A 26,160-nucleotide genomic window follows, 5' to 3' on the forward strand; every position below is an offset into this window, starting at 1 on the left:
CCTCTAGCCGCCAGTGACCTTATCGTCCTTGACCCGCATGACATCGACCAGTTCGACGACTTCCCGAACGAACTCGTCTCGGAGGTATCGCTGAAAGCCCCTCGCGAGCTGCTCAGGTGTCTCAGAACGGCCGACGACCTCCACCACGGCCACCTCGTCCGAATCGCCAGCCGTCACATGGGACCAACGTGAGAACGGGCTCACGCGCCGAAGGTACTTCCCGATCCAATCGTCGATCCTCTCGACACGAGCCTTGTCGATCGCGCTTGGTCCGCGCTCCGGCTCATAGAACTCGATGTTCTCCAGCTCACCGACGAGGCCACGGTCCTCATCAACTTCAGCGATACCGAGCACTACCGACACCCACGGGGTGAACAGACGCACAGACTCCGGCCTTGTCAGCTCCGAGTCAGGCGCGTCGAGCTTCTGGCGCAATTCGTTCGCGGCTTCGAAGGACGGCGCGAATGCCCGTGCCGTCTGCACCTGTTGGAAATCCACTACATCCTCGTGAACCGGTTCCGCATGCAAAGACTCACGGACGTCAATAGTGATTGTCCAATCGATCTCGACTAGACGCTGCAACATGTCCTTGGTGAACCGGGTCTCGCCCGACGACACGGTCTCAGCGAGGACCGTACGACCGACGCGGTGCAGCTCATCTGTGGCCATCGAGATGCGCTTAAGCATCGCAGCACGTTCATTCACTGCGGAAAAGCGTGCCGCGTCGTGATCATCAAGCGGCAGGAGTCTCTCTAAGACCTGCATCCGCGTGTCGAACGCTTCGGCGTGGCGTTCCAGTGCTCGGGACTGCAGCGGGGCCACGGGCCCGATAACGAGATCGTCGGTGGCCATCGCCAACGCCGACATGTCCTGCAGAAGATGCTCGATCTGGTTGTAGCGGAGGTCTCTTTCTGCAGTGTCGTTGCCCGATCGCGCCACCTTGATCGCGTCTCGGCCAAGCCAGGTCGCCAGCACCACCGCGACAACAGCGCTGACCGCAGTGACGATGTCCGCAACATCTACGAAATGCTCCCAGCTCACGGACAGACAATAACGCTGCGCGTGGTTGTGGCGGGATTCCAACAGGCATCAGCGGACAAGAACACCGAGGCCTGACCCCTCCCCAACAGCAAAGACCCCGTCACCGGATCGGTGACGGGGGTCTTGGTTCTACTGGCTCTAGCGGCGCAACTCTCCGATGGAATAGTCGCCCTTCATCGCGAGGATCGGGTCGGCGGCGTCGATCCGACCGTTGCCGTCCCAATCGATCCGCTCGGCCGTCACTCCGGGCAACGCCCGGCCACCGACGATGACCGCGCCGTCGCGAACCGTCGCCACGTCGACACCGGTGGGCAGCGGCGAGGCCACGGAGACGTGGATCAGCAAGTACTGCCCGTCGGGGGCGACCGACGGCGCGGTCTCGGCGCTCGCGAGGCCGGCTCCGAGGAGCAGGCCCGCTCCGGCCAGAGCGGTGGCGATGGTGGTCTTGATGATGTTCTTGGACATGAGATTTCCTTCTTTCGTATGTACTTCGGAACTGGTGTGCAACCGGACGACCCCGCGGACTACTTCGACGGCTTGCTGCTACTCGACGCCGCATCACCTCCCTCCGCTGGTGCCTCGACGAGGCGAACCAGCGTGATCGAGTTGCCCATGATCGCCACCGCAGTATCGGGCCGACCCGCGACGCCCTGGATGGCATCTACGCTCGCGGTCCCATCGACCAGCCCGGCCGCATCGGCCGGGACGTTGCCCGACGCTGCATAGACGCCGGGTTCTGCGGGCTCGCACGAACCCGCGCCGCCGGTGTCCCCGCCCGCCCACGCCCGATCGCCGGTCACGGCGAGTTTGTCGCCAGAGACCGCGATGTCGGCCTTCCAGAAGCCGGGGCGCGAGACGTCGTTCTTCTTCTCCGCCTTGGTCAGCGGGACCGTGACATAGACGCCCCAGCCGGTCTTCGCCAGCTGGAGCACGCTCGGTGTGCCCTCGACGCCGTCAGCATTGGTCCGGGCCTTGATGAACGCGCCGGGCAGCGGGGAGGCGCTGATGACGTCGAGCTTGAGCTTCGGCGTCTCGCTGCCGTCAGACATCGCATCGCCGAGACCGCCGGGACCGCTGAGTTTTCCGACCCGGCAGGCGTCGATGGCCACCGCCGCAGCTTCCCCACGGACCTCGCTGCTCTTCGAGACAACGGCCTCGCTGGCCTGCGAGGCCTTGCCGCGCCCGTAGTCCGCGACGTCCGCCGCCGTGTTCTCGTTGCCCAGGGCCGACAAACCGAATGCCAGCCCGCCGACGACGACAGCCACCGCCGCAGCTGCACTGACCAGGACGAGCTTTCCCTTGCCGTTCAGCGAGATCCCGGGGGTCTCCTCCGGCTCAACGGGCGCCGTCGCCACCGGCTCAGACTCAGAGGTCTTGACCAATGACGGAGCCGCGGTAGCGGGCTCATCGATCTCGATGATCTCGACAACCTCTTCTGACTGATCGTCATCGACGACTGCCGGAGCAGGCGACGGCTGGCCACCGTCGAGGTCGAGGTCGGGGACTTCATCGTCCTCAAGCAGCAGATCGGCGAGGTAGTCGACCTCATCGGGCTCGTCGGACTCGACCTCGTCGACGACCTCGTACTCGCCGTCTTCGAGCTGGGCGGGATCGATCGGATTGCCGCCTTCATCGACAAATTCGTACTCAGACATGGTCACTGCTCCTTCTTCACGACTCGGCGGACGATCTTTTTGGGTGCGGGCGCGACAGGGGCGTCCTGCTGCACCGGTGCCACTGGGACCTGCGGCGCAGGAGCAGGAGCGGGCACCTGTTGCGCGGGTGCGGCCTGCACCGTGTTCGGATCGGTCGTCACGACGCCCTTGCGCTTGAGCGACGACAGGATCGACGGCAGCAGACTCGGGAAAACGACGATCGCGCCCACCATCGCTGCGAAGCCGCCCGCCACGTACAAGTTCGAGAAGACGCCCAGAGCTGCAGAAACAGCGGCTCGCAGGAGCAGGAAGGCGATCGCGTATCCGATCGAAATGAGCGCCAGGGCGGGCATGCTGGTTCCGGCCAGCCATTTCTTGTACTCGCCTGTGATCTGCGAGATGGCGGACTTGGTCGCCGTGAAGTCATCCCCGCCGCTACCAGCGGGAATGCGCACCATGCCCCGGGCGTACATCAACCTGGCCATCATCACGATCATCATCGTCATGCCGCTCGCCGCGAGTTCGGCGTGAGCACCCTGCGCCACTGACCAAGCCACCGCGCCAGCGCCGCCGAACAGCAAGACGGTTGCGACGATCCGCAGCACCTCGCCGGTGCCGCTCTGCACATTCACATGGATGTTCGGCTGGTTCGTTGTCATTTCTTCTTCTCCTCTGTCATGTAGTTCTTGATGCGCGACCACGTGGTCACGTCGTCCTCGGGATCGAGCGCGACCTTCGCGTGGTCCGGTGTCTCTCGGAACGAGCCGTCCTTGCGCCTCGGGTCCTTGATCGCCGCGTTCTTCGGCACCCCGGCCCAACCCCATGCCCGGATCATCACGGCCACAGTGGCCAACGCGATTACGAGCTGCCACCCCGCCCACGACCACCACGGGCCGATCTGCACGAAGTCGAGTGGGAAGTGCCTGGTGAGCTGGACGCTGACGCCCAGCGGCACGTCCAGCGCCAGCAGGCTCACTGCACCGATTCCCGCCGCCGCAGCCCACAGCCACGCCCACAGCCGGCCGATCTTCGGCGACACCTGCCACATGGCCCTGTAGACGCCGTAGCCGGCCGCAGTACCCACGCCGCCGACGATCCCGCCGACGACGACCGCTCCCGCGTAGGTGATCGCCTTGATGGGCGACCGGCCCTCGCCAAGAGCGACCCGGCGCCACAGGGGCGCGGTGACCTCGTCCTGTGCGACCGCAGCGGTCAAACCGTGCGCATCGCGCTGTCCACGCCGGTCGGCACGAGCGAGAAGCTCGGCACGGCGACGTGCGCTGGTGCCCGCACGCGAGTGCGCCAGCACCCACGCCGACCGCTCGCGCTCCCAACGTCCGGCCATTGCTACTCGTCACCGTCCAGGCAGTAGGCGAGCTGCGCGGCACTGGCGATCGGCAGGCACGACTCGATCTGCTGACGCTGATCATCAGCTTTCGTGCCACCGAGTTCAATTCCGATGACTACGCCGATCGCGATGAAAACAATCGCCACGAACACCATTCCTACAGTGCGAGCGCTAATGATCCCGCGCCCTTTGTCTCGTGCCATGTATATCGGTCTCCTGGTCCATTCCGTGCCCCACCGGGGCATCGCTTCGATTGACTCGACAATACCCCTGGGGGGTATGGTAGTCAACAAGGAAACCAGGCTTGACCTGCAACTATGTAAGGATGGATACCAAATGCAAAAACTCGACGCACGCCAGATTGTGCCGCTGACCAGCGAGGAACTGAATCAGCTGAGAAAAGATTCCAATACCCAAGAAATTACGCCGGGACTCTATTCCCGCGCCCTATTGCTGCACGCGATCGACAATATGACTGCCGATGAAATCACCGACGCGGTCGCGGTCGCCAAGACCGAAGCCGCCGACCGACTGTCCGCCGGTGCCCGCGAGGCCGTCAGCCACCGATGGGAGAAGTGAGCATGTCCAAGACGACAGCCGTGAAACGCCGCGTGATCGACTCTCCGTATGCCGGAGTGTTAGGGAAAACTCCGTTCGACCACGGGCAGCCACACACGCTGATCAGCGGAAGAACGGGCTCAGGAAAATCAAGAACCACAATTTGCCCAGCGATTCTGCGGTGGAATCGCCGCAGCGTCGTCGCCGTGAGCTGTAAAAGCGACGTTGCCGAACTCACCGCGGCGATCAGGGCGCAGCACGGCAAGGTCTATCTGATGGACCTGAGCGGCAAAGTCCCCGACGACTCGAAGATCGGCGTACCGACGATCCGGGTCTCGTCCGATCCCACGCTAGGCATCGTCTCCGACGACACCGCACTCGACGTGGCCAGTCTGCTGATGGACGTCGGCGACCTCGGCACCGGTGACGGCAGCTCCGGCGGCAACGACAAGACCTGGAAGACCCTGGCCCGCAGGCCTTTGGCTGCGATCCTGCGTGCCGCTGCCTCCTACAAGGACCCCGAGACCGGCGCGACCGTGCCGGGCGGCGGCATCGACTGGGCGCTGGATGCCGGCGATGTCATGGGGAAGCCGTCCGAGGACGGCGATCCCGAGTACCACGCACCGTCGTGGGTCACCGCCGCCAATCGGTGCGCCGTGACCGGCTCGCGTCACGGCCAGATGCTGATGAACGCTCTCGACATGGACCCTGGCCAGCGCGACTCGATCCGCCTGAACATCTACAACGCGCTTTCCACATGGGCCCGCGACGAGGTCTCCCGCCCAGCCGGTGACACCGTGCCCTTCCACCCGTCCATGCTCGAGGAGCCGGGCGCGACGCTGTACATCATCAGCCCGGACAGTGGCGACGCGGCACCTGCGGCCACGGCCGCTCTCACCGCCATCGTCGAGCACTGGCGGCGGCACGAGCTGCCGCACTTGCTCGCAGTGATCGACGAGCTCCCGAGCACCTGCCCACTGCCCAAATTGGCCAACTGGGTCGGAACCCTCCGAGGTGAAGGTGTGCGCATCGTGGCCGCCGTTCAGGCAACCAGCCAATTCGCTCCCCGATGGGGACGCGAAGGCTTGCAGATCCTGCGCGATCTGTTCCCGGCCGTGCTCATCCTGCCCGGCGCACCGGAGCCCGAGTTGCTGGACCAGGCCATCTGGATGACGCCGTCGTCCGAGCGTGTGACGGCCAGCATCGATGCCTCGGGCAACGTCTCCCACTCCCGTGACAGCGCCGCAACGGTGACCAAGGCCGATCTGGTGCCGCCGCCCGGATACGGACGCCTTCTCATCCTCGGCCAGATGGGCCGCTTGGTGCGCCTGCCCGACATCACCGCCACCGACTTGCTCGATCGCAAACCCGCGGCACCGGCACAGACGCCGCCCCGGCCGGCCGAACAGCATGGCAGGCCGGAACCGACCCTCGGCTCCCGGATCAAGACCTGGATGACCGAGTAGCCCCAACAACAAGAAACACCCCGCAGGTTCGCCCTACGGGGTGTTTCTCTGTCTCGACCAGATGACGGATACTCACATTCGCTGACCCGCTTTCTGCGACCGCTCGGCGCGCTCACGGGCCGACTGCGCGGCCCTACGATTCATGTCCTTGACCTCCTGGACGCGCTTCTCCATCGTGGCCGAGCGGGCCTGATCGGCCCGAGCTGCCTGCTGCTGGCGCCGGTCGGCACCGGTGGCCGGACGGTGGCCAGCCTGAGCAGTAGAGCTGCCCGCCTGAGCGCCCGTCTGGGCCTTCTTCTGCTCGCGCTGGGCCTGCTCGGCCTTGATCTGCTCGGCACGCTTCTGGCGCCCCTCACGGGCCGCACGGCGTACCTGCACCCGGCGGCGCGCTTCCTTGGCCTCGGCGGTGCCCGCGCCACCGGCCCGCTGCACGGCCTGCTCGTCACCGGCGGCCATCGCAGCTTCCAGACGCCGCGTACGGCGCTGGTCGAGGTGCTTCTGTCGTTCCTCTTCGGTCATCTGATCTCACTTTCCTAGTTCCCATTCCAACTCTGCGGCCTGTCGCCGCAGCCGGAGCGCCTTGCGCTCCAGGTCATCTGCCTCGGCCTCGGTCAGCATTTGCCGATAGCTCCCCGCGGTCCGCAGGGGCGGGTGCCGGTCTGCCACCGCCTGGCGCTCCAGTTCGAGCGCCTGCTCGCGCAACGCGTCGATCTGATCGAAGCGCGCCTGCATGGCCCGCTCGCTCGGCGACGGGCCTACGCCACCACCGGTCATCAGCTCACCCAGTCCCATCACATCACCTCCTCCGGTCACTGCCGTTGGCCTTGCGAGGACCGCTGAGCGGGTTGCTGACCCTGCGTGGGCATGGCGCTCTTGACCTTCTCCGATGCGGCGGCCTTGCGTTCCTTTGCCTGGCCGCGAGTGACCGTCAGGACCGCAGGGTCCACTTCCGGCCCGAACTTCTTGATGGCCTTGTTCTTCGCGCCCTCGTCAGCGATCTCAGCTAGAGTCCGCTCGCCGCCCTTGGTCCTGAACCGTGTCTCTTCCATGTACTCCTCACGGAGATGCGGCAGATCGTCCTTGACGATCGGGACCTGCTCGATCGCCCTCTCCCACCGCTCCCGCGCATCGAAAGCCCGCTGACGATGGTCCTCGGCCTCAAGGATGATCTCCTGCGTCTGCTGCTGCCACGTCGTCACCATCTCGGTGCGGTCGTCCACCGACCGGCGAGCAACAGCGACGGCGGCTGCCTCCTCATCGACTTCACTCATGCGCTCGATGTACTCGTCATCCCGCCGACGACGTTCACGCTCGGCGAGTTCGAGAATCATGTCGGCCTCATCCCGAGTCCGCTCAGCGGCCCGCTCGGCCGCACTCTTGATCTCCTCGCCCTCACGGCGACCCGCGGCCCGGCCTTCGGAACGTCCCTTGCTCATGCCCCGCCTGTAGCCGCGTTCCTCAGCACCCGCAGCGAGCAGATCGGCTTCTAGCTCCGTGCGCTCCGCGGTGGCGATGGCGGACAACGCGATCTCATCGACGACCAGCGTGCGCTGAGCGACCTGCTCGCGGTCGACCTCGATCTCAACCGTCTCCTGTTCAAGGATGAGCATCTCGTTCGCCCAGTCCTTGAAGTCCTCGTGTTCGAGCTTCCTGTCGTGACGCAGCTCGTCTCGTTCCAGCTCCACCTGGTGACCGCTCTCGACCATGAACGATTTGAATTCGCGGTGATAGCGAGAGAACTTCCGCTTGTTGCCCTCGCGGACCATCTTCTGGGTGCCGTCCGCATTGAAGATCGCCTTGCCCTCGTCCGTGGCCGCCGGCACCAGCCGATCGCTGCGGTGGCTCCCGAACGCCCGGCTGTAGCCGTTCTCCATCTTCTCGGCGTCCTTCTTCGTCGGAGCCCCGTAGTACGCGTCCATGAGCACCTGCAAGTGGGGCCGGTGCTCGTCGAACTGGATGCTGTATCCGTGGATGCCCTTCTGCCCGTCGGGCAGGAGCGCGGCGTCGAACTCCAGGCAGTCCTCGAAGTACCTCCGCGCTTCGTCCTCCATGCCCGGGATCACCCTGTATCGCGGCAGCATCACGGGCAGCCCGGCCGCATCCACACGGGGCGTCCCGTCACGGTGCCGCGGCTGATAGAACGTGCCGTCTTCCTCGACATAGGACCACGGCAGGTGGTGCACCTGCGTGACCGCGAAGCGCTCCCCGGTCTTGATGTTCTTGCGCACGCGCTCCTCGCGGGCGTCGCCGTAGGCGACCACCTCGGCGATCGACCCGGTTTCGCGGAACCCGCCATCACCATCGTTCACGCGGTCGACGTTCAAATACGTCCTCTCGATATTCACCGCCGGATTCTGCGCGGCGTACCACGCCACCGCTTCCGGCCCAGCGGTCTTGCGCTGAGCCTCGGTCGAGATGTTCTTGCGCGAGCGCGAATGCCCCCGACGGGTGCCGTCCGCCGACCGGTGACCGTCGATGTCCATCGACGCACGGCCCTTGCGCGTCGCACCGGTGCTCGCTTCGCTCACGACTCGCCCTCCTTCGTCGGCCGATTGAAATGAAGATCCCCGCCTGCGGCGGGACCCGCTCCCCGTCGCCGTGGGGCCCTGGCCGGGCTCGCTGGCGCTCACCGGCCCGCCCACACCGCCGTGAAGCGGGACGGGCCACTTGGATCGAGGTCGATACGGGTGCAGGGCCATTCTCGTCGGGGCCCCTGTCCCCACCGATAATACCCCTACCCGGTACCCGTATCAAGCCTCGGTCCAAGTGTCCAAGGCGCCATTGGACACCCGGTCGGTCGGGCTTCGCCCTCCCTCCCTGCTCGCTGCGCTCGGGTGTCCCTGTCGTCCTGCCGGAGGCATGCCAAGAAATACAAACACCCCAGGTCAACGGCTCGCCGTCGACCTGATCACCGCCTGCGGCCCAATGCTCGCTCGCTCGCATCGGACCTACGGCGGTGCCGGACCGGTGATCGGGCACGCGGCGTTCACCCAAATACACGCCACAAACTCCGCGACCTGCCGAGAGCCGGTCGTGAACGCCCAGGTCAGCGCGAGCGCGTATACGCACTCCAACTCTCTGACCTGCGACGACCGGAAGTGTCCACCCCCAGGCGTACACCCCCGGCAAAAGCCCAGGTCGCCGCGTATACGCCCTACCCATCCTCAGTACCCCCGCCGATACCCCCTCGGGGCACTGCCGATCGCTCCCGGGCGGTCGGGAGCGATCCCGGGTGGTGGCCAGGAGTGCGAATCAGGGGGTGGATCGGGGTCATCGCTAGCCCCGGGCATGCCCGCCCGCAAGCGGGCGAACCTGCCCCTCGGCTGCACCGCCGCCTCCGGCGTCGGCTGGCCTCGTGGGCCAGCGCTGTGGTGTTCCGGGGAGCCGATCGCAGTTGATCCACCCGGTGCGCCTGCACAAGATCCGCGGACCGGCAGGCCCCGCTGACGCAGGAGCCGGCCAGCCGCGGCGAGAGGATAGACCCGGTACCGGACCGTGGTCCGATACCGGTCCAGAGCGTGGGTCCCGGCGGTCCTCGGCGGACCCGTCTGGACGGGGATCTGATCGAGGGAGCGGGACGACGCCAGAAGAGAAGTCGGTGGGGGAAACCATTACCCCACAACGAAACCCGTGGTCCTAGTGCCGCAACGGAGTGGCTTTATAGCCCTCCACTGGCGTCCATGCTGAGGCTCTATGGACGCTACGAAGCGTCTTCCACGCCTCCCGCTGGAGGCCGTGTCACCAAGATGAGGCACTGACGCCCCATACCAGCGGCCACAGTGCCTCGACAACGCCTTTACAACGACTCCAACTTGCGTCATAGGCCATGCGATCCCGAGCCGTGAGGCGTCTATGACGCCATGCGGGGGCGCTGTGAAGGCCACAGCGCCGCAACGAAATCCGCGACTGGCGTCATAGATCGCACAGGGACGCAAGCAGAAGGCTATGACGCCCACCGAAGGGCCGAGCGTAGCCCCCAGGAGGCCGCTACCTTGCGCCCGCGAGCAGTCTCAGCCTTCCACTGAGGGCTTCAACGCCTCTGGGTAGGGCGCGAAATCGTCTGTCGGACAGCAGAAAACACCCCCGCACACGCTGTGCGGGGGTGTTCTACTGGAGCGACTAGTGGTTCATCGGCGCCTCAGCGCCTCGATTCCGTCCGGGTGGTCGACGGCCGCGGCCACATCCCACTCCGTGCTCTGGTCGCGCCAGAAGGCAGCCACGACCGGATCGGCGTCCGGGTCGCCACGGACAACCCGGCGCAGCTCACGCTCGAACTGTGCCGGACCCATCGGCCCGCGTCCGCGCTGCGCTGCTCGTCGGTCTTTGCGGTTCATTCCCTCACCTCCGCCCAGACGGGGGCAGGGGCGGGTGGCACACCGGCCGGCACACCGCGATTGGCCCAGGTCGCAATCTCGGCGATCTCAGCCGCGGTAAGCGGGGCGAGATCCGGGACGTCGTCGGTGATCTCCGCGGAGGGATCGGCCAAAGGCGAGGAGACCTCCGCCGGTACGTGGTCGAGCAACTGCGGCGCGACCTGAAGATCACGCACGAGGCACGACGCCCGCCGCGGCAGCGCCAGAGACTTCTGCGAGCGGAGCGTGCCGATGGGCAGCCCTTCCAGATCGCGTCCCCACCGCGCCACTCGCTCGTCACCCGACACCAACTCGTGGGTGGCACCATCCGGCCGCAGATCAGCCCACGAACGACCCAGATCCTGAATGATCGGGGCGACCTGGCCAGCGCAGGTATCGGCCCAAGATGCGAGCGACTTCTGCACGCGATCCCGAGCATTGCGCTCCTCGCGCCATACACCACCCCGTGCGGCTTCCTCGACCAGTCGGTCGGAGAAGTTCCTGATCGACTCGACACCTGCGCTGGTGCCCCGTCGGGCACGGGATTCGGCCTTGTAGAGGTCGTACAACATCTCCAGCGGAAGATGGCCGAGATCAGTCACAGCGAACTGAGGCTCGTATCGCCGCCAGAAGTCGACAATGGGATCATTGGCCTCGCGGAACTCCTCGAGGACCTCGGCCACCGACGGCGGCGTGCTCATCTCGGTGATCGGGCCGATCACCTTGAGTGCTTGCCAGACGAACCATTCCCTCACCTCAGGGCGCTTGAGGTAGTCACTCTTGATCCGGGGATTCCGCTTGATGTCAGTCGTTCCGTCGCTCATGAATCGCTGACCGAAAGGGATGATATAGAGCCGACGGTCGATCGCCTGACTCTTGTCCTTCATCTTCGGCAGCTTGTTGATCGAGAAAACCATCGTCACGAAGAGTTTCGTGGTGACCGCATCCCGGTTCTTCCGATTGATCAGAACCGGGTCATGCGAGCCGATCGCCTTGAGCATCGCCGACGACTTCATGAATCCGTCGGGGTCGGACTCATCGGAGAGATTGACGGCGGCATTCAGTAGCGACGTGAGAATGAAATCCCGGGCGTCGCCGCCGAAGTTCTCCAGGCCGATCGAGGCGCACCGCAGGCCTCTTTCACCGCCGACCATGCACCGCTGCATCTCCAAGACGGTGCCCTTGCCGTTCGATCCAGACTCGGAATAGAGCATGATGACCTTGTCATCGCCAAACGCCCGCGGCCGCAAGATCCGGTTGTTCACCTCGTGGATCTGGCGCGCCAGCTCCGGTGTCCCCATCGTCTCCAGCAACCAGCTCGCCGGGTCCCACCACGTGCCATCCGGATTCTCAATACGCGGCAGCTCCGGCTCGACTTCGGGCAGCTTTGTCCGCGCCTTCGCCATGAAGACCAGATCGGGCGTGTACGGCAGCCTCTCGCCCGTCGACATCTTGTAGACGCAGTCGTCGAGCGCCACCAGATCGGGGTCGGTGCACTGATACCGCAACGGCGCCAGGTCGCGAATGGCCGAGAGCGTTTCGCCGATCCAGCGGTCATTCGCATCGTATGCAAGGCGCCTCAAGAAGACCGTGATCTGGTTCGTCCGACCCGAGCACTGCTCGTAGAGCCCGTCATCGGCGTTGTACACCGCTAGGAGCGCGACGTCGCGATCCGGCTCGGTCTCCACGGCCGGGATCAGCGCGACCGGCAAGTACAGCATCGTCAGCTCAGCGGCCTGACGGTGCGTGATCCCCTTCGGAGGAGCGGCACCAGCGGCACCCTTCGCCTTCTTGCCCTCCTTGCTCTCGTCGTCCTTCTTCTTCCAGCCCTCGTACACGGCCGCAGTCCACTCGCACACCGTCCTAGCCGCCTTCGCCGGGGCCGGCAACGGCCCCTCCGCAGTGCGGCCACCGCCCGAACAGTGGCCAGCTCCAGCACTTCGTCCTCGGTCAAAGCCGGGTCGACAGTTTGCTCCGGAGGCGCGGGAGGTGGGGTGAACCCCAGCTCGTCGCGATCGAACGAGAACTCGACACGATCGATCGAATCGTCGTAAGATGTCATCAGTAAAACCTTTCTGTGGTGGTTAGGTTCCGAGCGTCGCTCCTTTGCAGAGGTGCGGCGCTCATCTTTTTGTCAGGCGACGGACGCCGGAACTGGAATCCGAATCTCGCCGTGTTCGACGACCTGCTCCGCGCCGGGAATCAGACCCTGCTTGATATGCCGGTAGATCGTCCATTTGCTCCGACGCTTCAGCGCGGCGTACTCCTCGACGGTCAACCATGTCGATTCAGCCATTTCCACTCCTTTCCTATGCGTTCTCGTGCCTACAGATTCCACGAAATGCCAACAGGCCGCAAGTATCAGGAACGGCTAAATGCGCAGGTCAAGCGGTCAAACTATCCTTGATGGGTAATGGTATTCCGCTACACTCAAACGTCCGATCGAGCTGCCACCAGCACCTTTCCTGACAGCTGAATATTCACGAGAGAATGCCTAAATACAGGCTCAACACGAGCAAAAATGTTTGACCTCATCGGGATGTCGGGACCCTGTAGGGATGTCGGGACCCGATCAGATCCCTACAGGCCTCCCTACAGGCCGTTTCCCCTGCTCAGAAGACCAATCGACCGCCCCGTGTAGGGATGTCGGGACGAATCGAGAAAAGAGTTCTTCCATGCCTATACAGCGAGCGAAGGTCGATTCTTCCCCCGCGTAAAGTTCTGAAAAGATCCCTACATCCCTACATGAACAGGTAAAAACACACCTTGGCCTGCGGTTTTACCGTGTAGGGAGGCCTGTAGGGACGACTTTCGATCCCTACATCCCTACACGGTTCGAACGGCTCCTCGGGCGGGTGTCTCGGACATCTCTACCGACAACTGGTCGGGCAGTGGTTAGAAGTCGGGTGAAGGAACATGTGACACGGTCTCGAAGTTCTGCTCGACCAGCTGTACGGACAACCGCTCGAACAACCGATCACGAACCCACCTACCGGTTCACCCCCGACTTCTACCCGCGGGTCGATCAGCTGGTCGTGGTCGTGGTTAGAAGTCGGGTGAAGGAACACGGGTACCTCTGACGAGCTTCACTAGCAACCCCTCGACCAGCTGATCACGTTTCACCCCCGACTTCCGTACAGCTGGTCGTACAGCTCCTCGACCCGCGCTTCGAAGGGTTGTTCGGGCAGTGGTTAGAAGTCGGGTGAAGGAACACGGGTACCTCTGACGAGCTTCACGAGCAACCCCTCGACCAGCTGGTCGAAGTGCAGATCGAGCAGCTCCTCGAACAACCGACCGACCAGTGGTGAGAAGCCCGGGCGAAGGAATGCGGGGCCACGAGCAACCGCTCGGACCACGCGTCTCGGACGGCTGCTCGAACAGTGGCCAGGCCTACGGCAGGTCCCACTCACCCGTCTCCGGGTCCCGCACCATCCCCAGCTTATCGGCAGCGTGTGCTGGCAGTTCCTGATCGACCACATGCACAGGTCCTCGATCCGCCGGAACCACCCGCTCACGGCTGTAATCGAGCGCTGACGCCAGTGACCGCAGGTCATCCTCGTGGACGTGTGCATACGTCCGCAGCACCAGTTCGCCGCCATCTGCGTGGCCCAGCCACTTCGCCACCTCTGCGGGAGAGGCACCCATCGAGATCAGTCGTGACGCCGCAGTGTGGCGCGACGCGTGCAACCGTCGATGCGATACACCCGCCGACTCCAACGCATCGTTCCACCAGAAATTGAGCGTCCGCGGGCTCGTCGGACGACCGTTCTGCTGTATCAGCACGTAAGGATCGGACCCACCACGCCACCGCTCCCCGTACCGCGCCTGCTCGGCCTCCTGACGCGACTTCGCCGCCCGTAGCACCGCGAGAGTCGGATCTGGCAGCGGCAGCCATCGACCAGCAGACTCGGTCTTGCCGACGTTCTGTTCGATCACCTTGCCCCGCACCGCAATCCGTGTGGACGTCGCGACTTTCATCGTCCCGGTGTCGAGGTCGATCGACGACCACCGAAGTCCGGACATTTCGCCCCGGCGCAGACCGAGCAGGCCGAGCGCGATCATCGGGGCACGCATCGCGGCGAGGTACGGAGCCGAACGCATGTGAGCGTCGGCCGGTGGTGTCGGCGGGTGAGCAGCTTCCAGCCGCGCCACCTCGGCGTCGGTCAGCCGGTCCGAAAGATCAAGCACACCTTTGTTTTTCGATGCCACAGGGTCGTCACGCTTGCGCAACGGCTTCACCAGCTCGACAGGGTTTCGAGAGACTTTCCCTTGCTCGACGAGGTCCTCCCACACCGACTGCCATCGAGCACGCATCGGGTTGATGCTCGTTCGCGCCCATTTCCGACCACCCGGACCCGTACCCTCGCGCAGGTCCTTGACGAGCGCCACCACGTCCTTCTTCTCGATGGTCTGGACCCTGCGCTTCCCGTACTTCTCGACTACGGGTGCCAGCGCAGCCGAGTACGCGGCCCGCGTGCTGGGCGAGATCTCCTGCGCCTCCAGCCACGCCTCGACCGCGACCTTGACCGTCAGCGCCGTCGTGGGCACCGCTTTACCGGCCACCGCGGCGGCGATGGTCTTCTTGCGGTAGTCAGTCGCCTCGGCCACCGTCTTGAACCGGCGCCGGAACTGCCGACGCTCACCGTCCACTTCCGCGTCCACCCGCGCCTCGTAGCGCACAGTTCCGGACTTGTACTCGATCTTCTCGACACCAATCGGGAGCTTTGCCACGGAGTAATTCTACGAGTAATGGCAGGTGGGTTGTGTCAACTGGTGTGTCAACTTTTCCGAACCCGCCAGGCATAGAACAAGGGCCAGGTCGAGAGTATCTCTCTGACCTGGCCCTTCTCTGCGGAAGCGGAGGGATTTGAACCCCCGGTGGTTTCACCCACGCTCGCTTTCAAGGCGAGTGCATTCGGCCGCTCTGCCACGCTTCCCTGGTGGATCAGGTTAGCGCACCGGATCGGAGGTGATCTCACACGCCCGGAGCGCTGATCGGTGGAACACTGGGGACATGCGCGCGATTGTCGGCTCCGGCCTCCTCGACGTCACCGACCTGCCCGATCCGGTGCCCGCTCCCGGGGAGGTGATCGTCGACGTCGCCGCGGCGGGCGTCAACCGGGCCGACATACTGCAGGCCGCGGGCAAGTATCCGCCGCCGCCCGGAGCGTCGGACGTTCTCGGCCTCGAAGTGTCGGGGACCGTCTCGGCGATCGGCGACGGCGTGTCCGGATGGTCGATCGGCGACGAGGTGTGCGCGCTGCTCGCGGGCGGCGGGTACGCGGAGAGGGTGGCCGTCCCCGCGCCCCAGCTGATGCCCGTCCCGCGCGGCGTCGACGTGGCCTCGGCGGCCGCACTCCCCGAGGTCGCGTGCACGGTCATGTCGAACGTCGTCCTCACCGCGCACCTTGGCCCCGGCGAACTGTTCCTCGTCCACGGCGGCAGCAGCGGCATCGGCACCCACGCGGTCCAACTCGCCCACGCGCTCGGAGCGCGCGTCGCCGTCACCGCCCGCAACCAGGCCAAACTCGACACGTGCCGCGAGCTCGGCGCCGACATCGGCATCGATTACACCGCCGAGCGGTTCGACGACGTGATCGCCGCGGAGGGCGGCGCCGACGTCATTCTCGACATCATCGGCGCCAAGTACCTGCAGCAGAACGTCCGGGCGCTCAACACCGGCGGCCGCCTCGTCATCATCGGCATGCAAGGCGGGATCAAAGCCGAACTGAACATCGCCGCGCTCATGTCCAAACGCGCCGCGGTCATCGGGACGACACTCCGCGCTCGACCGGTCACCGGCCCCGGGTCGAAGGCGATGATCGTCGCCGAGACGGTGGCGCGCACCTGGCCGCTCATCGAGAGCGGACACGTCCGACCGATCATCGACTCCGTCTTCGACCTCGCCGACGCGTCGGCCGCACACGCCCGCCTGGACTCCGGCGACGCCGTCGGGAAAGTGCTGCTCACCGTGTCGTGAGCAGGGGTCAGAGACCCTCGCGGGTGATGCGGTCGCCGATCTTGCCGAAGGTCTGGCAGAACACGGCGAACTCCTCGTCGGTGAGCGACTCGATGACGAGCCTGCGGACCACACGGTCGCGTTCGGCGAGGATCGGCGCGACGACGGCCTTTCCCGCGGCCGTGATGCGCACCCACTTCTGGCGGCCGTCGACGTCGCCGCCGTCGACCCTGTCGACGTAGCCCTTGTCGATGAACCGTCCCACCTGGCGGGAGACGGTGCTCAGCGGGATCTGCGTCGCATCCGCGAGGTCGCTGATCCGGAGCTCCCTGGTGGCGGCCAGCACTTCGAGCCCGCGCCAGTCGGCGCTCGGAAGCGACGACGACGAATCGATCTGCTTGAACAGTGACCGGTACAGCACCCAGCCGCCGGTCACGAACTGACTCCACAGGTCACGTTCGCGATCGTCGAGCATCTGTTCACTGTCGGACACGCCTGCCGCCTCCACCGGAAAATGTTTGCATCGCCAACTACTTCGATGACAACCATACGATTGCTGATCGACTGCCGGGCAACCGGTCAGCCAAACGAGCCGAGCACCCGGATCAGCTGATCCACCTCGTACGGAGTCGAGTACACGCCGAGGCCCACCGAGACCGCACCACCGGCGTCCCGCACTCCGATCGCGTCCAACGCGCGGCTCGGGACGTCGTACAGGGCACTGATCCCGTTGTCGTTCAAGCGTTTCGCCACCTTCTCCGCGGTCACCCCGCGCACGAGGAAACTCACCAGCGGCACCCGGTGCGTGTCGACGCCGATCACGTGGACGTGCCCGAGACTGTCGAGCGACGACACCAGGTAGAACGCCAACCGCTGCAGGTATTCGTAGGTGCTGTCCATCGACATCATCAGCCGACGACGCCGCGACCCCGCTTCCGGCTCCAGTCCGGCGAGCAGGTCGACCGAGGCGACGACTCCGCTGAGCAGCGCGGCCGGAGCGGCCGCCACCTCCAGGCGCGACGGCCCGACGGCGCGCGGATTCAACGACACGTTCGTCAACGAGTCCATGCACGCGCGGTCCGCGAACACCATCGCCGCCATCCGCGGCCCGCCCCACCGTTCCGCGCTGACGATGACGACGTCGGCGCCCAGCTCGCTCATCGTCAGCGGGACGAACGGGGCCGCGTTGGTGGCGTCCACCACCAGAAGCGCCCCGGCGGCGTGCGCGTGGCCCGCGATCTGCCCGATGTCGGTGATCGCACCCGTCGTCGACGACGCCAATGTCACGGCCACGACGGTCGTCCGCTCGGTCACCAGGTGCGAGTACTGCCACGGAGGCAACGTGCCCTGCTCGACGTCCACCTCGGCCCATCGGACCGAGGAACCGTGACGGGCCGCGCCGCGCAGCCAGGGGACGATGTTCTCCTCGTCGTCCAACCTCGACAGGACGATCCCGTCACCCATCCATCGGGTGACGGGCAACGCGTCGACGAGCGCCGAGACGACGGCCGCGCGCGACGGCCCGAAGGCGACGCAGTCGGCGTCGGCGTCGAGCAGGTCGGCGACGGCCTGCCTGGCCTGCGTCGTGACGGCGGCGGCCGCGACCGCCTGACGGGACAGTCCGCCCGCGGGGACGGGGAATGATCGGATGCCGCGCGACACCGCCGACGCGACCGCGTCCGGGATCTGCGAACCGTTCTGCGAATCGAGGTGGATCCAGCCGTCGCCCATCGAGGGGAACAGTCCCCGAACGGAGGCTACGTCGAACGGCATGGCACCACGATAGACAATGCGCGCGGTGACGATCGCCGTAGGACGTCGCCCCAACCCAGGCACAATGGGGGACATGCTTCCCGAGATGTTCGGCACCGCGACCCCCGGCAATCCACTGGCTTCCGACCCGTCCACGCCGGACGGCGAACCAGTCGTCGAGTTCCCGACCGCGGCCGGAGCCGTCACCGCGGGCGTCGACCCGGTGACCGCGATGGTCGAGCAGCCGGCGAAGGTCATGCGCATCGGCACGATGATCAAACAACTCCTCGAAGAGGTCCGCGCGGCTCCCCTCGACGACGCCAGCCGCAACCGGCTCGCCGACATCCATCGGACGTCCATCGCCGAGCTGCAGGACGGTCTCGCCCCCGAGCTCCGCGACGAACTCGACCGTCTCGCGCTGCCGTTCTCCGACGACCAGACACCGTCCGACGCGGAGCTCCGCATCGCACAGGCCCAGCTCGTCGGCTGGCTCGAAGGAGTGTTCCACGGGATCCAGACGGCGCTGTTCGCCCAGCAGATGGCGGCGCGCGGGCAGCTCGAACAGATGCGTCAGGGCATACTTCCGCCCGGCGCCGGTGACACGTCCGACAACCACAGCACAGGTCAGTACTTGTGACCCGCCGGTATGCTGTGACGTTGTGTCAGCCGTAGCCAATGACGGCGGAGCCCCCGGCCGGATCATTCCGCCGGCTCCGCCCACCTCGGATTCGCGAACGTTCGCGCGAGGCGTCCAAGACCTCATCGAGGGTCTCCGCACCTCCGAACTGTGGCTGCATCTGGGCTGGACGGACATCAAGCAGCGCTACAAGCGCTCGGTGCTCGGCCCCCTGTGGATCACCATCGCGACCGGTGTCACCGCCGTCGCCATGGGCATCCTGTACGGCGAACTGTTCCACCAGGACATCAAGACGTTCCTGCCGTACGTCCTGCTCGGCTTCATCTTCTGGGGCTTCATCGAGACGTCGATCCTCGACGGCTCCGTCGTGTTCTCCACCAACGAGGGCCTGATCAAACAGCTGCCCGCGCCGATAAGCATCCACGTGTACCGCGTGGTGTGGCGCAGCCTGATCATCTTCGCGCACAACATCGTCATCTACGCGATCGTGTTCGCCGTCTTCCGCCCACCGGTCGGCTGGTCGGGGTTCCTGGTGGTCCCGGCGATCATCCTGTTCGCGCTCAACGCCACCTGGGCCACGATCGTCTTCGGCATCCTGTCGACGCGGTTCCGCGACATCGGGCAGTTGCTGACGACCGCCGTCCGCCTCGTCTTCTTCATGACGCCCATCATCTGGTCGGCGAAGACGCTGAACGCCGCGGGCGACTCCGGCTCAAGCAAGCTGAGGTACGTCGAACTCAACCCGATGTACCACTACTTGGAGATCGCCCGCGGGCCGCTCCTCGGCGACCACGTCGCGTTCTATCACTGGGGAGTCGTCCTCGCCTGCACCGCCGTCGGCTGGATCGCCGCACTGCTGGTGATGCGCAACTTCCGCGCCCGCGTGGCGTACTGGGTTTAGGAGTCCTGCAATGGCCGGCAACACCGACATCCGCGTCGACACGTGGGACGCCTGCGTCGACTTCCCGATCTTCGACGCCAAGACCCGTTCCCTGAAGAAGGCCGTCGTCGGCGCCGCGGGCGGCATCATCGGATCGAACGGCTCGAAGACCGTCGTCGTCGAAGCCCTCCGTGACATCAACCTGCACCTCGAACACGGTGACCGCGTGGGCCTCGTGGGGCACAACGGCGCGGGCAAGTCGACGCTGTTGCGCCTGCTGTCGGGCATCTACGAGCCGACGCGCGGCGCGACGAAGGTCATCGGCCGGGTCGCCCCCGTCTTCGACCTCGGCGTCGGCATGGACCCGGAGATCTCCGGCTACGAGAACATCCTGATCCGCGGCATGTTCCTCGGCATGAGCCGCAAGGAGATGCTGCGCAAGACCGACGAGATCGCCGAGTTCTCCGAGCTGGGCGACTACCTCGAGATGCCGTTGCGCACCTACTCGACGGGTATGCGTGTGCGACTGGCGCTCGGCGTCGTGACCAGCATCGACCCCGAGATCCTGATCCTCGACGAAGGCATCGGCGCGGTGGACGCCGAGTTCATGAAGAAGGCCCGCGTCCGCCTGCAGGCCCTCGTGGAACGGTCCGGCATCCTCGTCTTCGCCAGCCACTCCAACGAGTTCCTCGCCCAGCTCTGCGACCGCGCCCTGTGGATCGACCACGGCCAGATCCGGATGGACGGCGGCATCGAGGAGGTCGTCGGCGCCTACCAGGGACCGGACGCCGCCGCGCAGGTCCGCAAGGTCCTCGCCGAGAACGACAAGGGCGGAGACCAATGAGCACCGTGATCGGCGTCGTCGTCACCCATCGGCGACGCGAACTCCTCGCCGAGTCTCTGCGTGTCCTCGCAAGCCAGGACCGCCCGATCGATCACCTGATCGTCGTCGACAACGCGGCCGAACCCGAGGTCGGCGAGCTCGTCGAGAGCCAGCCGATTCCGACGACGTACATCCCGTCGCGACACAACCTCGGCGGCGCGGGCGGCTTCGCGCTCGGCATGCTGCACGCGCTGGCGCTGGGCGCCGACTGGGTGTGGTGCGCCGACGACGACGGCCGCCCCGAAGGTCCGCAGGTGCTGTCGACCCTGCTGAGCTGCGCCGACAGGCACGGCCTCGGCCAGGTGTCGCCGGTCGTGGTGAACATCGACTCCCCCGACGACCTCGCCTTCCCGCTGCGTCGCGGCCTCGTCTGGCGCCGCAAGCGGTCCGAGCTGTTCGGCCCGTCGGACGCCGCGTCCGACGACCTGCTGCCCGACATCGCATCGCTGATGAACGGCGCGCTGTTCTCCGTCGACACGCTGGAGAAGATCGGCGTCCCCGACCTGCGTCTGTTCTTCCGGGGCGACGAAGTGGAGATGCACCGTCGTCTCGCGCGATCGGGCATCGCCTTCGGAACCTGCCTGACCACCGCGTACCTGCATCCCGACGGCAGTGACGAGTTCCGTCCGATCCTGGGCGGCCGCATGCACACGCAGTATCCGGACAACGAGGTGAAGCGGTACTTCACCTACCGCAATCGGGGCTACCTGATGAGCCAACCGGGCATGCGCAAGCTGCTCCCCCAGGAGTACGCGCGCTTCGCATGGTTCTTCCTCGTCCAGCAGCGCGACGTCGCAGGCTTCCGCGAGTGGATGCGTCTGCGCAAGCTCGGCCGGTCCGAACGCTTCTCGCGGCCGTGACCGGCGTTCCCGAACGCCCCCTGGGGGACCCGCCCTACGTGGCGAACGTCGCGTAGCCCTTCCCCGAACCCGGCGCGACGATCGCGTCGAGTGCGGCCCAGTCATCGGGAGTCGGCGTCCAGTCGAGGGCCGCGACGTTGGCGACGACCTGCTCCGGGCGCGTCGCCCCGGAGATCACCGAACCGACCGACGGCATCGCGGCGAGCGCGCCCAATGCGACCGAGGTGACGCTCACCCCGCGCGAGGCGGCGAACTCCTGGAACGCTTCGATGGCGTCGAAGTCCACACCCTCCAACCGGTGCGTCTCGACGGCCAGTCGGGTTCCGTCCGGCGCGGCCTGTCCGCGGGTGTACTTCCCGGTCAGCAGACCATAGGCGAGCGGGAAGTACGGCAGCAGGCTGACCCCGACGTGGTCGAGCGCCGGAATCAGCTCCTCGTCGGCCGCCCGGTTGTACAGCGAGTACTCGTTCTGCGCGGTGATGAACTGCGGAGACCCGACGGAGTCGGCCAGCCAGTGCGCGTCCACCACCTCCCAGGCGGTGAAGTTGGAGCAGCCGATGTAGCGGACCTTGCCCTGACGCACGAGCCCCGCGAGGGTGTCGAGGGTCTCCTCCAACGGAGTCACCCGGTCGGGCGTGTGCAGCTGGTAGAGGTCGACGTAGTCGGTGCCGAGCCTGCGCAGGCTGCCCTCGACTGCCTTGGTGATGTAGTTGCGGCTGGCGCGGACCCCGTGATCGTCGCCGCAGAGCCCACCGTTGTCCATCCCGAACTTGGTGGCGATGACGACGTCTCCGCGCCGATCGCCGAGGGCCTTGCCGAGCGTCTGCTCGCTGGCGCCGGATCCGTAACTGTCGGACGTGTCGAAGAACGTGATCCCCTCATCGATCGCGGCGTCGACGACGGCGTTGGTCGCTCGCTGGTCGATCCGCTTGCCGAAGGCGTTGCATCCCACCCCGATCGCCGACACGACGAGTCCGCTTGTTCCGAGAGTCTGATAGCGCATGCGTCCAACGGTAGTCCGAATGCGAGTGCCGCGAGCGCTCGAAGACGTCGACACTAACTAGAACATGTTCTAGTGTGACAGGCATGCGATTCACGTACGCCGAGGCGATGACCGACATCAGCTACTACGCGCCGCTCGCGCAGGCCGCCGAGCAGGTCGGCTACCACGGCATGACCGTCCCCGACTCCGTCGCGTACCCGGAGGAGTCGGACGCGGTGTACCCGTACACCCCCGACGGCGACCGCGGGTTCCTCGAAGACAAGGACTTCATCGAGACGTTCATCCAGTGCGCCGCCCTCGGCGCGGTGACGTCGACGCTGCGCTTCCTCCCGTTCGTGCTGAAGCTCCCGATCCGACCGCCGGCCCTCGTCGCGAAGCAGGCGTCGTCGGTCGCGGCGTTGACGAACAACCGCCTGTCGCTCGGCGTCGGCACCAGCCCCTGGCCGGAGGACTACGACATCATGGGCGTCGACTTCAAGCGCCGAGGCAAGCGCATGGACGAGTGCATGGACGTCATCCGCGGCCTCACCTCGCCCGGATACTTCGAGTTCCACGGCGAGTTCTACGACATCCCGAAGATCAAGATGTCGCCGACGCCCACCCAGCCGATCCCGCTGCTCGTGGGCGGTCACGCCGACCTCGCACTCAAGCGCGCCGTGATCCGCGGCGACGGCTGGATGCACGGCGGCGGACCCGCCGAGGAGCTCGACGCCCTCCTGGACAAGATCAACGCCATCCGCAAGGCCGAGGGCAAGGAGAACGACCCGTTCGAGATCCACGTGATCTCGATGGACGCGTACACCGTCGACGGTTGCAAGCGCCTCGAGGACAAGGGCATCACGGATGTCATCGTCGGCTTCCGCGTGCCGTACATCCGCGGCGACGACACCGAACCGCTGCAGCAGAAGATTCAGAACATGACGTGGTATGCCGAGAATGTGATCGCCAAGGTCAACGGCTGATCTGACGCTTCGGTAGACTCGACACCCATGACAATCACCGGACCCGAGCGCACCCAGGCCATCGAATCAGCGATCGGCAAGGTGTACACCACCCAGGATTACTACGAGGTGGGTCGCGAGAAGATCCGCGAATTCGCTCGGGCGCTGCACGACGACAACCCCGTCCACTGGGATGAGGCGAAGTCTGCCGAAGCCGGCCACGACAAGCTGCTCGCGCCGCTCACCATCGTCGTCCTCGACGGCACCAAGGCGCAGGCCCAGCTGTTCGACTCCGCGATCCCCGGCGACCTGCTGAAGTCGGGCGTGCTGCAGGTGGAACAGCGGTTCATCTTCCACAAGCCGATCACCGCGGGCGACCACCTGAAGTCGGACGTGTCCCTCGACTCGTACAAGTCGGTGGCGGGCGCCGAGCTCTTCACCGGCAAGACGGTGATCCGCGATCTCGCCAAGGGCGTCATGCAGGAGTCGTGGACGACGCTCGCGGGCCCCGGCGAGACGGGCGACGGCCTGACCGAGGAGTTCATCGACATGGTCGACGGCGTGATGTTCTCGCCGACCGCGTCGCACGAGCTTCCACTGGTCCCCGCCGAGGCCGCGGACATCCCCGAGGTCCCGTCGCACGCGTACGGCGCCATCCCCTTCGACTCGGTGACCGAGGGCCAGGAGATCCCGCCGCGCACCCAGCGGTTCACCCGCGGCGACCTCGTCAACTACGTCGGCGTCGCAGGCGACCCGAACCCCATCCATCACAGCGACGAGCTGGCCGCGGCCGCGAAGCTCGACGGCGTCGTCGCCCAGGGCATGCTGACCCTCGGCACCGCGGCGGGCTACCTGTCGGCGTTCGTCGGCGACCCGGCCGCCTTCCTCGAACTCAGCGCCCGCTTCTCGAGCGCGGTGTACGTGCCGCCGACCGAGGCCGCCGTCGTCGAGTACACGGCGAAGATCAAGACGCTGTACCCGGAGACCAAGCGCGGGCTGATCACGTTCGGAGCCTCGGTCAACGGCAAGCGCGTGTTCGGCAAGTGCACGGCGCTGGTGCAGTTCGCCTGACGCCCTCGTCCGTCGAACGGATGAGATCGTCCCCGTTACGATCCGGGCTGCACTAGGTTCGACGCATGTTCGGTCTTCTCCAGCCGTGCGGGCACCTGCTCGACGAGGGACTACGTGACGAATGGCGTGCCCATCTGTGCGGCCTGTGCCTGTCGTTGCGCGACGGTCACGGACAGTCGGCGCGCCTGACGACCAACACCGACACCGTGATGGTGTCGGTGCTGACGGCGGCGCAGCGAGCGCCGTCTGCCACGACGCGCACCGCGGGTCCGTGTCCGCTGCGCGGGATGCGGCGGGCCGAGGTGGTCATCGCGCGGGAGCCCGGCGTCCGACTCGCCACCTCGGCGTCGTTGACCCTCGCGACGGCGAAGGCACGCGATGTCGTGGCCGAGCAGCGCCTCGGACTGGCCGCACCGTCGAAGGCTCGGTCCCGCGCGGCGAGCTTCGCATCGGGCGCCTTGCGGCGCAAGGCGTCCCGAGGGACAGACCTGCTCGACGTCGACGGCGTCCTCGCGGCGCTCGACGCCCAGGCCGAGTTGGAGGCCGGGCGCGCCGATCTGGACGCCCTCACCGATCCGACGGCTGCCGCGTGCGCCGAGGTGTTCGCATCGAGCGCGCGCCTCGCGAACGCCCCCGACAATGTGGAGACGTTGACCGCGATCGGCTCCGACTACGGTCGGCTCGCCCATCTGCTCGACGCCGTCGACGACCGCGACGACGACGCCCGCACCGGAGCGTTCAATCCGCTCACCTCGACGGGCACATCCGACGCCCAAGCCCTGCACAGGGCGCAGATGCTCGCCGACCGCATCGCCGACCGGTACGAGCAGTTGGCGCTGCACGACGACCGCCTGCTCCGAGTCCTGCTCGTCAAGGCTGTGTCACAGGCCGTTCGCAAGCGGCGGAAGTCTCTCGGCCGCAAGCGGATCGACGCCCTATCCGCCGATCTCACCGAATGGCCGGCCGAGGCGCCGCCGACGTGGCCGGAGGACTGGCCGTATCCGCCGCCGTTCCCACTGAATCGAAGGATGCACGAGCGCATCCTGCCGTTCGTCGGCAACACCTTCTGCGGGCCCGCCTGCTTCACCGACCACTGGAATCACTGCACCGACAACTGGAAGAGCGGCGCGTGCAACGACTGCGATTGCGACGACTGTTGCGACTGCTGTGATTGTTGTGATTGCTGCGACTGCAGCTGATCGTGACGCCCGCGACGATCGGTCCTCTCACCGCATGTCGACGGCACACTGTCCGCGAGATCCAGTGAGACGACCGATGTTCGGGCGGCCGCTCAGCGCGTCGGCGCGCTCTGCTCGAACATCACTTGATCTTGAAGATCACGGCCCGTTGGACGACGAAGTTGATGACCGTGGCGACGCCCTGCGCGATGACGAAGGCGAGGGCGGAGTAGATCGCCGTCTCCTCCCACATGTGCGAGAGCCAGGCGTACAGGCCGACGTTGACGCCGAAGGTGACGGCGTAGAGGGCGATGACGGCGATGAATCGGGCCGTGCTCGGTTCGGCGCGGAACGTCCACCGACGGTTGATCAGGTAGGCGACGGTGGTGCCGAGTATGAAGCCGCACGCCTTGGCGAGCCAGAACGGGGCCCCCACCGCGTACTGCAGGAGCATCGTCAGGCCGTAGTCCAGGACGGCCGACCCGGCACCGGTCGCGACGAATCGGATCAGCTGAGTCTTGAGGTCGACACTGGTCGACGCCTCTTCGTCGTCGAAGGGCAGCTCGATCGGCATCG

General features: G+C 66.1%; 27 protein-coding genes and 1 tRNA gene. 10 read left to right on the forward strand and 18 right to left on the reverse strand.

What is annotated here, in order from left to right:
- Positions 1-3 precede the first annotated feature (3 nt).
- The 6 genes from GYB83_RS04135 to GYB83_RS04160 all read right to left on the reverse strand — a co-directional run bounded on the left by GYB83_RS04135 (position 4) and on the right by GYB83_RS04160 (position 4,247).
- Positions 4-1,041, reverse strand: a complete 1,038-nt coding sequence (locus GYB83_RS04135; protein WP_161894284.1) for a hypothetical protein — start codon at positions 1,039-1,041, stop codon at positions 4-6.
- Positions 1,042-1,179: 138 nt separating this feature from the next.
- Entirely contained in the window at positions 1,180-1,506 is a 327-nt protein-coding gene (locus GYB83_RS04140; protein ID WP_161894285.1) for a hypothetical protein, read from the reverse strand.
- A 59-nt stretch (positions 1,507-1,565) separates the two neighbouring features.
- Positions 1,566-2,696, reverse strand: a complete 1,131-nt coding sequence (locus GYB83_RS04145; protein WP_161894286.1) for a hypothetical protein — start codon at positions 2,694-2,696, stop codon at positions 1,566-1,568.
- 2 nt (positions 2,697-2,698) lie between these two features.
- On the reverse strand, positions 2,699-3,355 hold the full coding sequence (locus GYB83_RS04150) for a hypothetical protein (protein ID WP_161894287.1): 657 nt from the start codon (positions 3,353-3,355) through the stop codon (positions 2,699-2,701).
- Complete coding sequence (locus GYB83_RS04155) at positions 3,352-4,041, reverse strand: hypothetical protein (protein WP_161894288.1); 690 nt, start codon at positions 4,039-4,041, stop codon at positions 3,352-3,354. The genes GYB83_RS04150 and GYB83_RS04155 overlap by 4 nt, the downstream gene beginning before the upstream one ends.
- Before the next feature lie 2 nt (positions 4,042-4,043).
- Positions 4,044-4,247 (reverse strand): hypothetical protein, encoded by a 204-nt coding sequence (locus GYB83_RS04160; RefSeq protein ID WP_161894289.1) that lies wholly within the window; start codon positions 4,245-4,247, stop codon positions 4,044-4,046.
- A 133-nt stretch (positions 4,248-4,380) separates the two neighbouring features.
- Between GYB83_RS04160 and GYB83_RS04165 the strand changes: the two genes are divergently transcribed.
- Both GYB83_RS04165 and GYB83_RS04170 read left to right on the forward strand, forming a co-directional pair.
- Positions 4,381-4,623: a hypothetical protein gene (locus GYB83_RS04165; RefSeq protein WP_161894290.1), complete on the forward strand. Its 243-nt coding sequence runs from the start codon at positions 4,381-4,383 to the stop codon at positions 4,621-4,623.
- 2 nt (positions 4,624-4,625) lie between these two features.
- The gene (locus GYB83_RS04170; protein WP_161894291.1) at positions 4,626-6,068 is read left to right on the forward strand and encodes a type IV secretory system conjugative DNA transfer family protein; all 1,443 of its coding nucleotides are present in this window, start codon (positions 4,626-4,628) and stop codon (positions 6,066-6,068) included.
- Positions 6,069-6,140: 72 nt separating this feature from the next.
- On the opposite strand, the gene GYB83_RS04175 is transcribed toward GYB83_RS04170, so the two are convergent.
- From GYB83_RS04175 to GYB83_RS04210, 8 genes are all read right to left on the reverse strand, one after another.
- Complete coding sequence (locus tag GYB83_RS04175) at positions 6,141-6,587, reverse strand: hypothetical protein (RefSeq protein WP_161894292.1); 447 nt, start codon at positions 6,585-6,587, stop codon at positions 6,141-6,143.
- Between the two features lie 6 nt (positions 6,588-6,593).
- A complete protein-coding gene (locus GYB83_RS04180; RefSeq protein ID WP_161894293.1) occupies positions 6,594-6,860 on the reverse strand; it encodes a hypothetical protein in 267 nt (88 codons plus the stop codon).
- A gap of 17 nt (positions 6,861-6,877) precedes the next feature.
- Positions 6,878-8,596, reverse strand: coding sequence for a FliH/SctL family protein (locus GYB83_RS04185; RefSeq protein WP_161894294.1), 1,719 nt, complete (start codon positions 8,594-8,596; stop codon positions 6,878-6,880).
- Between the two features lie 1,599 nt (positions 8,597-10,195).
- Positions 10,196-10,402: a hypothetical protein gene (locus GYB83_RS04190; RefSeq protein ID WP_161894295.1), complete on the reverse strand. Its 207-nt coding sequence runs from the start codon at positions 10,400-10,402 to the stop codon at positions 10,196-10,198.
- Positions 10,399-12,258, reverse strand: a complete 1,860-nt coding sequence (locus tag GYB83_RS04195; protein WP_161894296.1) for a DUF5906 domain-containing protein — start codon at positions 12,256-12,258, stop codon at positions 10,399-10,401. Before GYB83_RS04195 ends, GYB83_RS04190 begins: the two co-directional genes overlap by 4 nt.
- Positions 12,259-12,554: 296 nt before the next feature.
- The gene (locus tag GYB83_RS04200) at positions 12,555-12,716 is read right to left on the reverse strand and encodes a helix-turn-helix domain-containing protein (RefSeq protein ID WP_156515371.1); all 162 of its coding nucleotides are present in this window, start codon (positions 12,714-12,716) and stop codon (positions 12,555-12,557) included.
- Between the two features lie 1,094 nt (positions 12,717-13,810).
- Entirely contained in the window at positions 13,811-15,151 is a 1,341-nt protein-coding gene (locus tag GYB83_RS04205) for a tyrosine-type recombinase/integrase (RefSeq protein ID WP_161894297.1), read from the reverse strand.
- A 121-nt stretch (positions 15,152-15,272) separates the two neighbouring features.
- Positions 15,273-15,357, reverse strand: a tRNA-Ser gene (locus tag GYB83_RS04210).
- Positions 15,358-15,434: 77 nt separating this feature from the next.
- Here GYB83_RS04210 and GYB83_RS04215 point away from each other — a divergent pair.
- Positions 15,435-16,400, forward strand: coding sequence for an NAD(P)H-quinone oxidoreductase (locus tag GYB83_RS04215; RefSeq protein ID WP_161894298.1), 966 nt, complete (start codon positions 15,435-15,437; stop codon positions 16,398-16,400).
- 7 nt (positions 16,401-16,407) lie between these two features.
- Here the strand turns inward: GYB83_RS04215 and GYB83_RS04220 are convergent, their stop codons facing one another.
- Together GYB83_RS04220 and GYB83_RS04225 are read right to left on the reverse strand one after the other, a co-directional pair.
- A complete protein-coding gene (locus GYB83_RS04220; protein ID WP_228461160.1) occupies positions 16,408-16,872 on the reverse strand; it encodes a MarR family winged helix-turn-helix transcriptional regulator in 465 nt (154 codons plus the stop codon).
- Between the two features lie 86 nt (positions 16,873-16,958).
- A complete protein-coding gene (locus GYB83_RS04225) occupies positions 16,959-18,152 on the reverse strand; it encodes an aminotransferase class V-fold PLP-dependent enzyme (protein ID WP_161894299.1) in 1,194 nt (397 codons plus the stop codon).
- Between the two features lie 73 nt (positions 18,153-18,225).
- On the opposite strand from GYB83_RS04225, the gene GYB83_RS04230 reads away from it, so the two are divergent.
- The 4 genes from GYB83_RS04230 to glfT1 are packed head-to-tail and all read left to right on the forward strand — an operon-like array spanning position 18,226 to position 21,391.
- Positions 18,226-18,768 carry a bacterial proteasome activator family protein gene (locus tag GYB83_RS04230; protein WP_161894300.1) on the forward strand — a complete coding sequence of 181 codons (543 nt, stop codon included), beginning with the start codon at positions 18,226-18,228 and terminating at the stop codon, positions 18,766-18,768.
- A gap of 22 nt (positions 18,769-18,790) precedes the next feature.
- Complete coding sequence (gene wzm / locus GYB83_RS04235; protein WP_371864995.1) at positions 18,791-19,669, forward strand: galactan export ABC transporter permease subunit Wzm/RfbD; 879 nt, start codon at positions 18,791-18,793, stop codon at positions 19,667-19,669.
- A 10-nt stretch (positions 19,670-19,679) separates the two neighbouring features.
- Entirely contained in the window at positions 19,680-20,492 is an 813-nt protein-coding gene (gene wzt, locus GYB83_RS04240; protein ID WP_161894301.1) for a galactan export ABC transporter ATP-binding subunit Wzt/RfbE, read from the forward strand.
- Positions 20,489-21,391 (forward strand): galactofuranosyltransferase GlfT1, encoded by a 903-nt coding sequence (gene glfT1, locus GYB83_RS04245; RefSeq protein ID WP_161894302.1) that lies wholly within the window; start codon positions 20,489-20,491, stop codon positions 21,389-21,391. The genes wzt and glfT1 overlap by 4 nt, the downstream gene beginning before the upstream one ends.
- Positions 21,392-21,425: 34 nt before the next feature.
- On the opposite strand, the gene GYB83_RS04250 is transcribed toward glfT1, so the two are convergent.
- Positions 21,426-22,394 (reverse strand): aldo/keto reductase, encoded by a 969-nt coding sequence (locus tag GYB83_RS04250; RefSeq protein ID WP_161894303.1) that lies wholly within the window; start codon positions 22,392-22,394, stop codon positions 21,426-21,428.
- Between the two features lie 83 nt (positions 22,395-22,477).
- Between GYB83_RS04250 and GYB83_RS04255 the strand changes: the two genes are divergently transcribed.
- The 3 genes from GYB83_RS04255 (at position 22,478) to GYB83_RS04265 (ending at position 25,605) form a co-directional block, all read left to right on the forward strand.
- Positions 22,478-23,356, forward strand: a complete 879-nt coding sequence (locus GYB83_RS04255; RefSeq protein ID WP_161894304.1) for a TIGR03619 family F420-dependent LLM class oxidoreductase — start codon at positions 22,478-22,480, stop codon at positions 23,354-23,356.
- 27 nt (positions 23,357-23,383) lie between these two features.
- On the forward strand, positions 23,384-24,406 hold the full coding sequence (locus GYB83_RS04260; RefSeq protein WP_161894305.1) for a fused (3R)-hydroxyacyl-ACP dehydratase subunits HadA/HadB: 1,023 nt from the start codon (positions 23,384-23,386) through the stop codon (positions 24,404-24,406).
- Positions 24,407-24,471: 65 nt separating this feature from the next.
- On the forward strand, positions 24,472-25,605 hold the full coding sequence (locus tag GYB83_RS04265; protein WP_161894306.1) for a DUF5685 family protein: 1,134 nt from the start codon (positions 24,472-24,474) through the stop codon (positions 25,603-25,605).
- 121 nt (positions 25,606-25,726) lie between these two features.
- Here GYB83_RS04265 and GYB83_RS04270 read toward each other — a convergent pair whose 3' ends face one another.
- Positions 25,727-26,158 carry a GtrA family protein gene (locus GYB83_RS04270; protein WP_161894649.1) on the reverse strand — a complete coding sequence of 144 codons (432 nt, stop codon included), beginning with the start codon at positions 26,156-26,158 and terminating at the stop codon, positions 25,727-25,729.
- Positions 26,159-26,160: the final 2 nt, after the last annotated feature.

Origin of the sequence: Gordonia spumicola (assembly GCF_009932475.1) — a bacterium.
In the GTDB taxonomy this organism is placed as follows: domain Bacteria; phylum Actinomycetota; class Actinomycetes; order Mycobacteriales; family Mycobacteriaceae; genus Gordonia; species Gordonia spumicola.

Coding starts and splice junctions, on each gene's coding strand:
- glfT1 (WP_161894302.1), top strand. CDS start 20,489: ATGAGCACCGTGATCGGCGTCGTCGTCACCCATCGGCGACGCGAACTC.
- GYB83_RS04160 (WP_161894289.1), bottom strand. CDS start 4,247: ATGGCACGAGACAAAGGGCGCGGGATCATTAGCGCTCGCACTGTAGGA.
- GYB83_RS04270 (WP_161894649.1), bottom strand. CDS start 26,158: ATGCCGATCGAGCTGCCCTTCGACGACGAAGAGGCGTCGACCAGTGTC.
- GYB83_RS04180 (WP_161894293.1), bottom strand. CDS start 6,860: ATGGGACTGGGTGAGCTGATGACCGGTGGTGGCGTAGGCCCGTCGCCG.
- GYB83_RS04145 (WP_161894286.1), bottom strand. CDS start 2,696: ATGTCTGAGTACGAATTTGTCGATGAAGGCGGCAATCCGATCGATCCC.
- GYB83_RS04250 (WP_161894303.1), bottom strand. CDS start 22,394: ATGCGCTATCAGACTCTCGGAACAAGCGGACTCGTCGTGTCGGCGATC.
- GYB83_RS04165 (WP_161894290.1), top strand. CDS start 4,381: ATGCAAAAACTCGACGCACGCCAGATTGTGCCGCTGACCAGCGAGGAA.
- GYB83_RS04225 (WP_161894299.1), bottom strand. CDS start 18,152: ATGCCGTTCGACGTAGCCTCCGTTCGGGGACTGTTCCCCTCGATGGGC.
- GYB83_RS04265 (WP_161894306.1), top strand. CDS start 24,472: ATGTTCGGTCTTCTCCAGCCGTGCGGGCACCTGCTCGACGAGGGACTA.
- GYB83_RS04215 (WP_161894298.1), top strand. CDS start 15,435: ATGCGCGCGATTGTCGGCTCCGGCCTCCTCGACGTCACCGACCTGCCC.
- GYB83_RS04255 (WP_161894304.1), top strand. CDS start 22,478: ATGCGATTCACGTACGCCGAGGCGATGACCGACATCAGCTACTACGCG.
- GYB83_RS04155 (WP_161894288.1), bottom strand. CDS start 4,041: ATGGCCGGACGTTGGGAGCGCGAGCGGTCGGCGTGGGTGCTGGCGCAC.
- GYB83_RS04260 (WP_161894305.1), top strand. CDS start 23,384: ATGACAATCACCGGACCCGAGCGCACCCAGGCCATCGAATCAGCGATC.
- GYB83_RS04230 (WP_161894300.1), top strand. CDS start 18,226: ATGCTTCCCGAGATGTTCGGCACCGCGACCCCCGGCAATCCACTGGCT.
- GYB83_RS04190 (WP_161894295.1), bottom strand. CDS start 10,402: ATGAACCGCAAAGACCGACGAGCAGCGCAGCGCGGACGCGGGCCGATG.
- GYB83_RS04200 (WP_156515371.1), bottom strand. CDS start 12,716: ATGGCTGAATCGACATGGTTGACCGTCGAGGAGTACGCCGCGCTGAAG.
- wzt (WP_161894301.1), top strand. CDS start 19,680: ATGGCCGGCAACACCGACATCCGCGTCGACACGTGGGACGCCTGCGTC.
- GYB83_RS04175 (WP_161894292.1), bottom strand. CDS start 6,587: ATGACCGAAGAGGAACGACAGAAGCACCTCGACCAGCGCCGTACGCGG.
- GYB83_RS04170 (WP_161894291.1), top strand. CDS start 4,626: ATGTCCAAGACGACAGCCGTGAAACGCCGCGTGATCGACTCTCCGTAT.
- GYB83_RS04140 (WP_161894285.1), bottom strand. CDS start 1,506: ATGTCCAAGAACATCATCAAGACCACCATCGCCACCGCTCTGGCCGGA.
- GYB83_RS04150 (WP_161894287.1), bottom strand. CDS start 3,355: ATGACAACGAACCAGCCGAACATCCATGTGAATGTGCAGAGCGGCACC.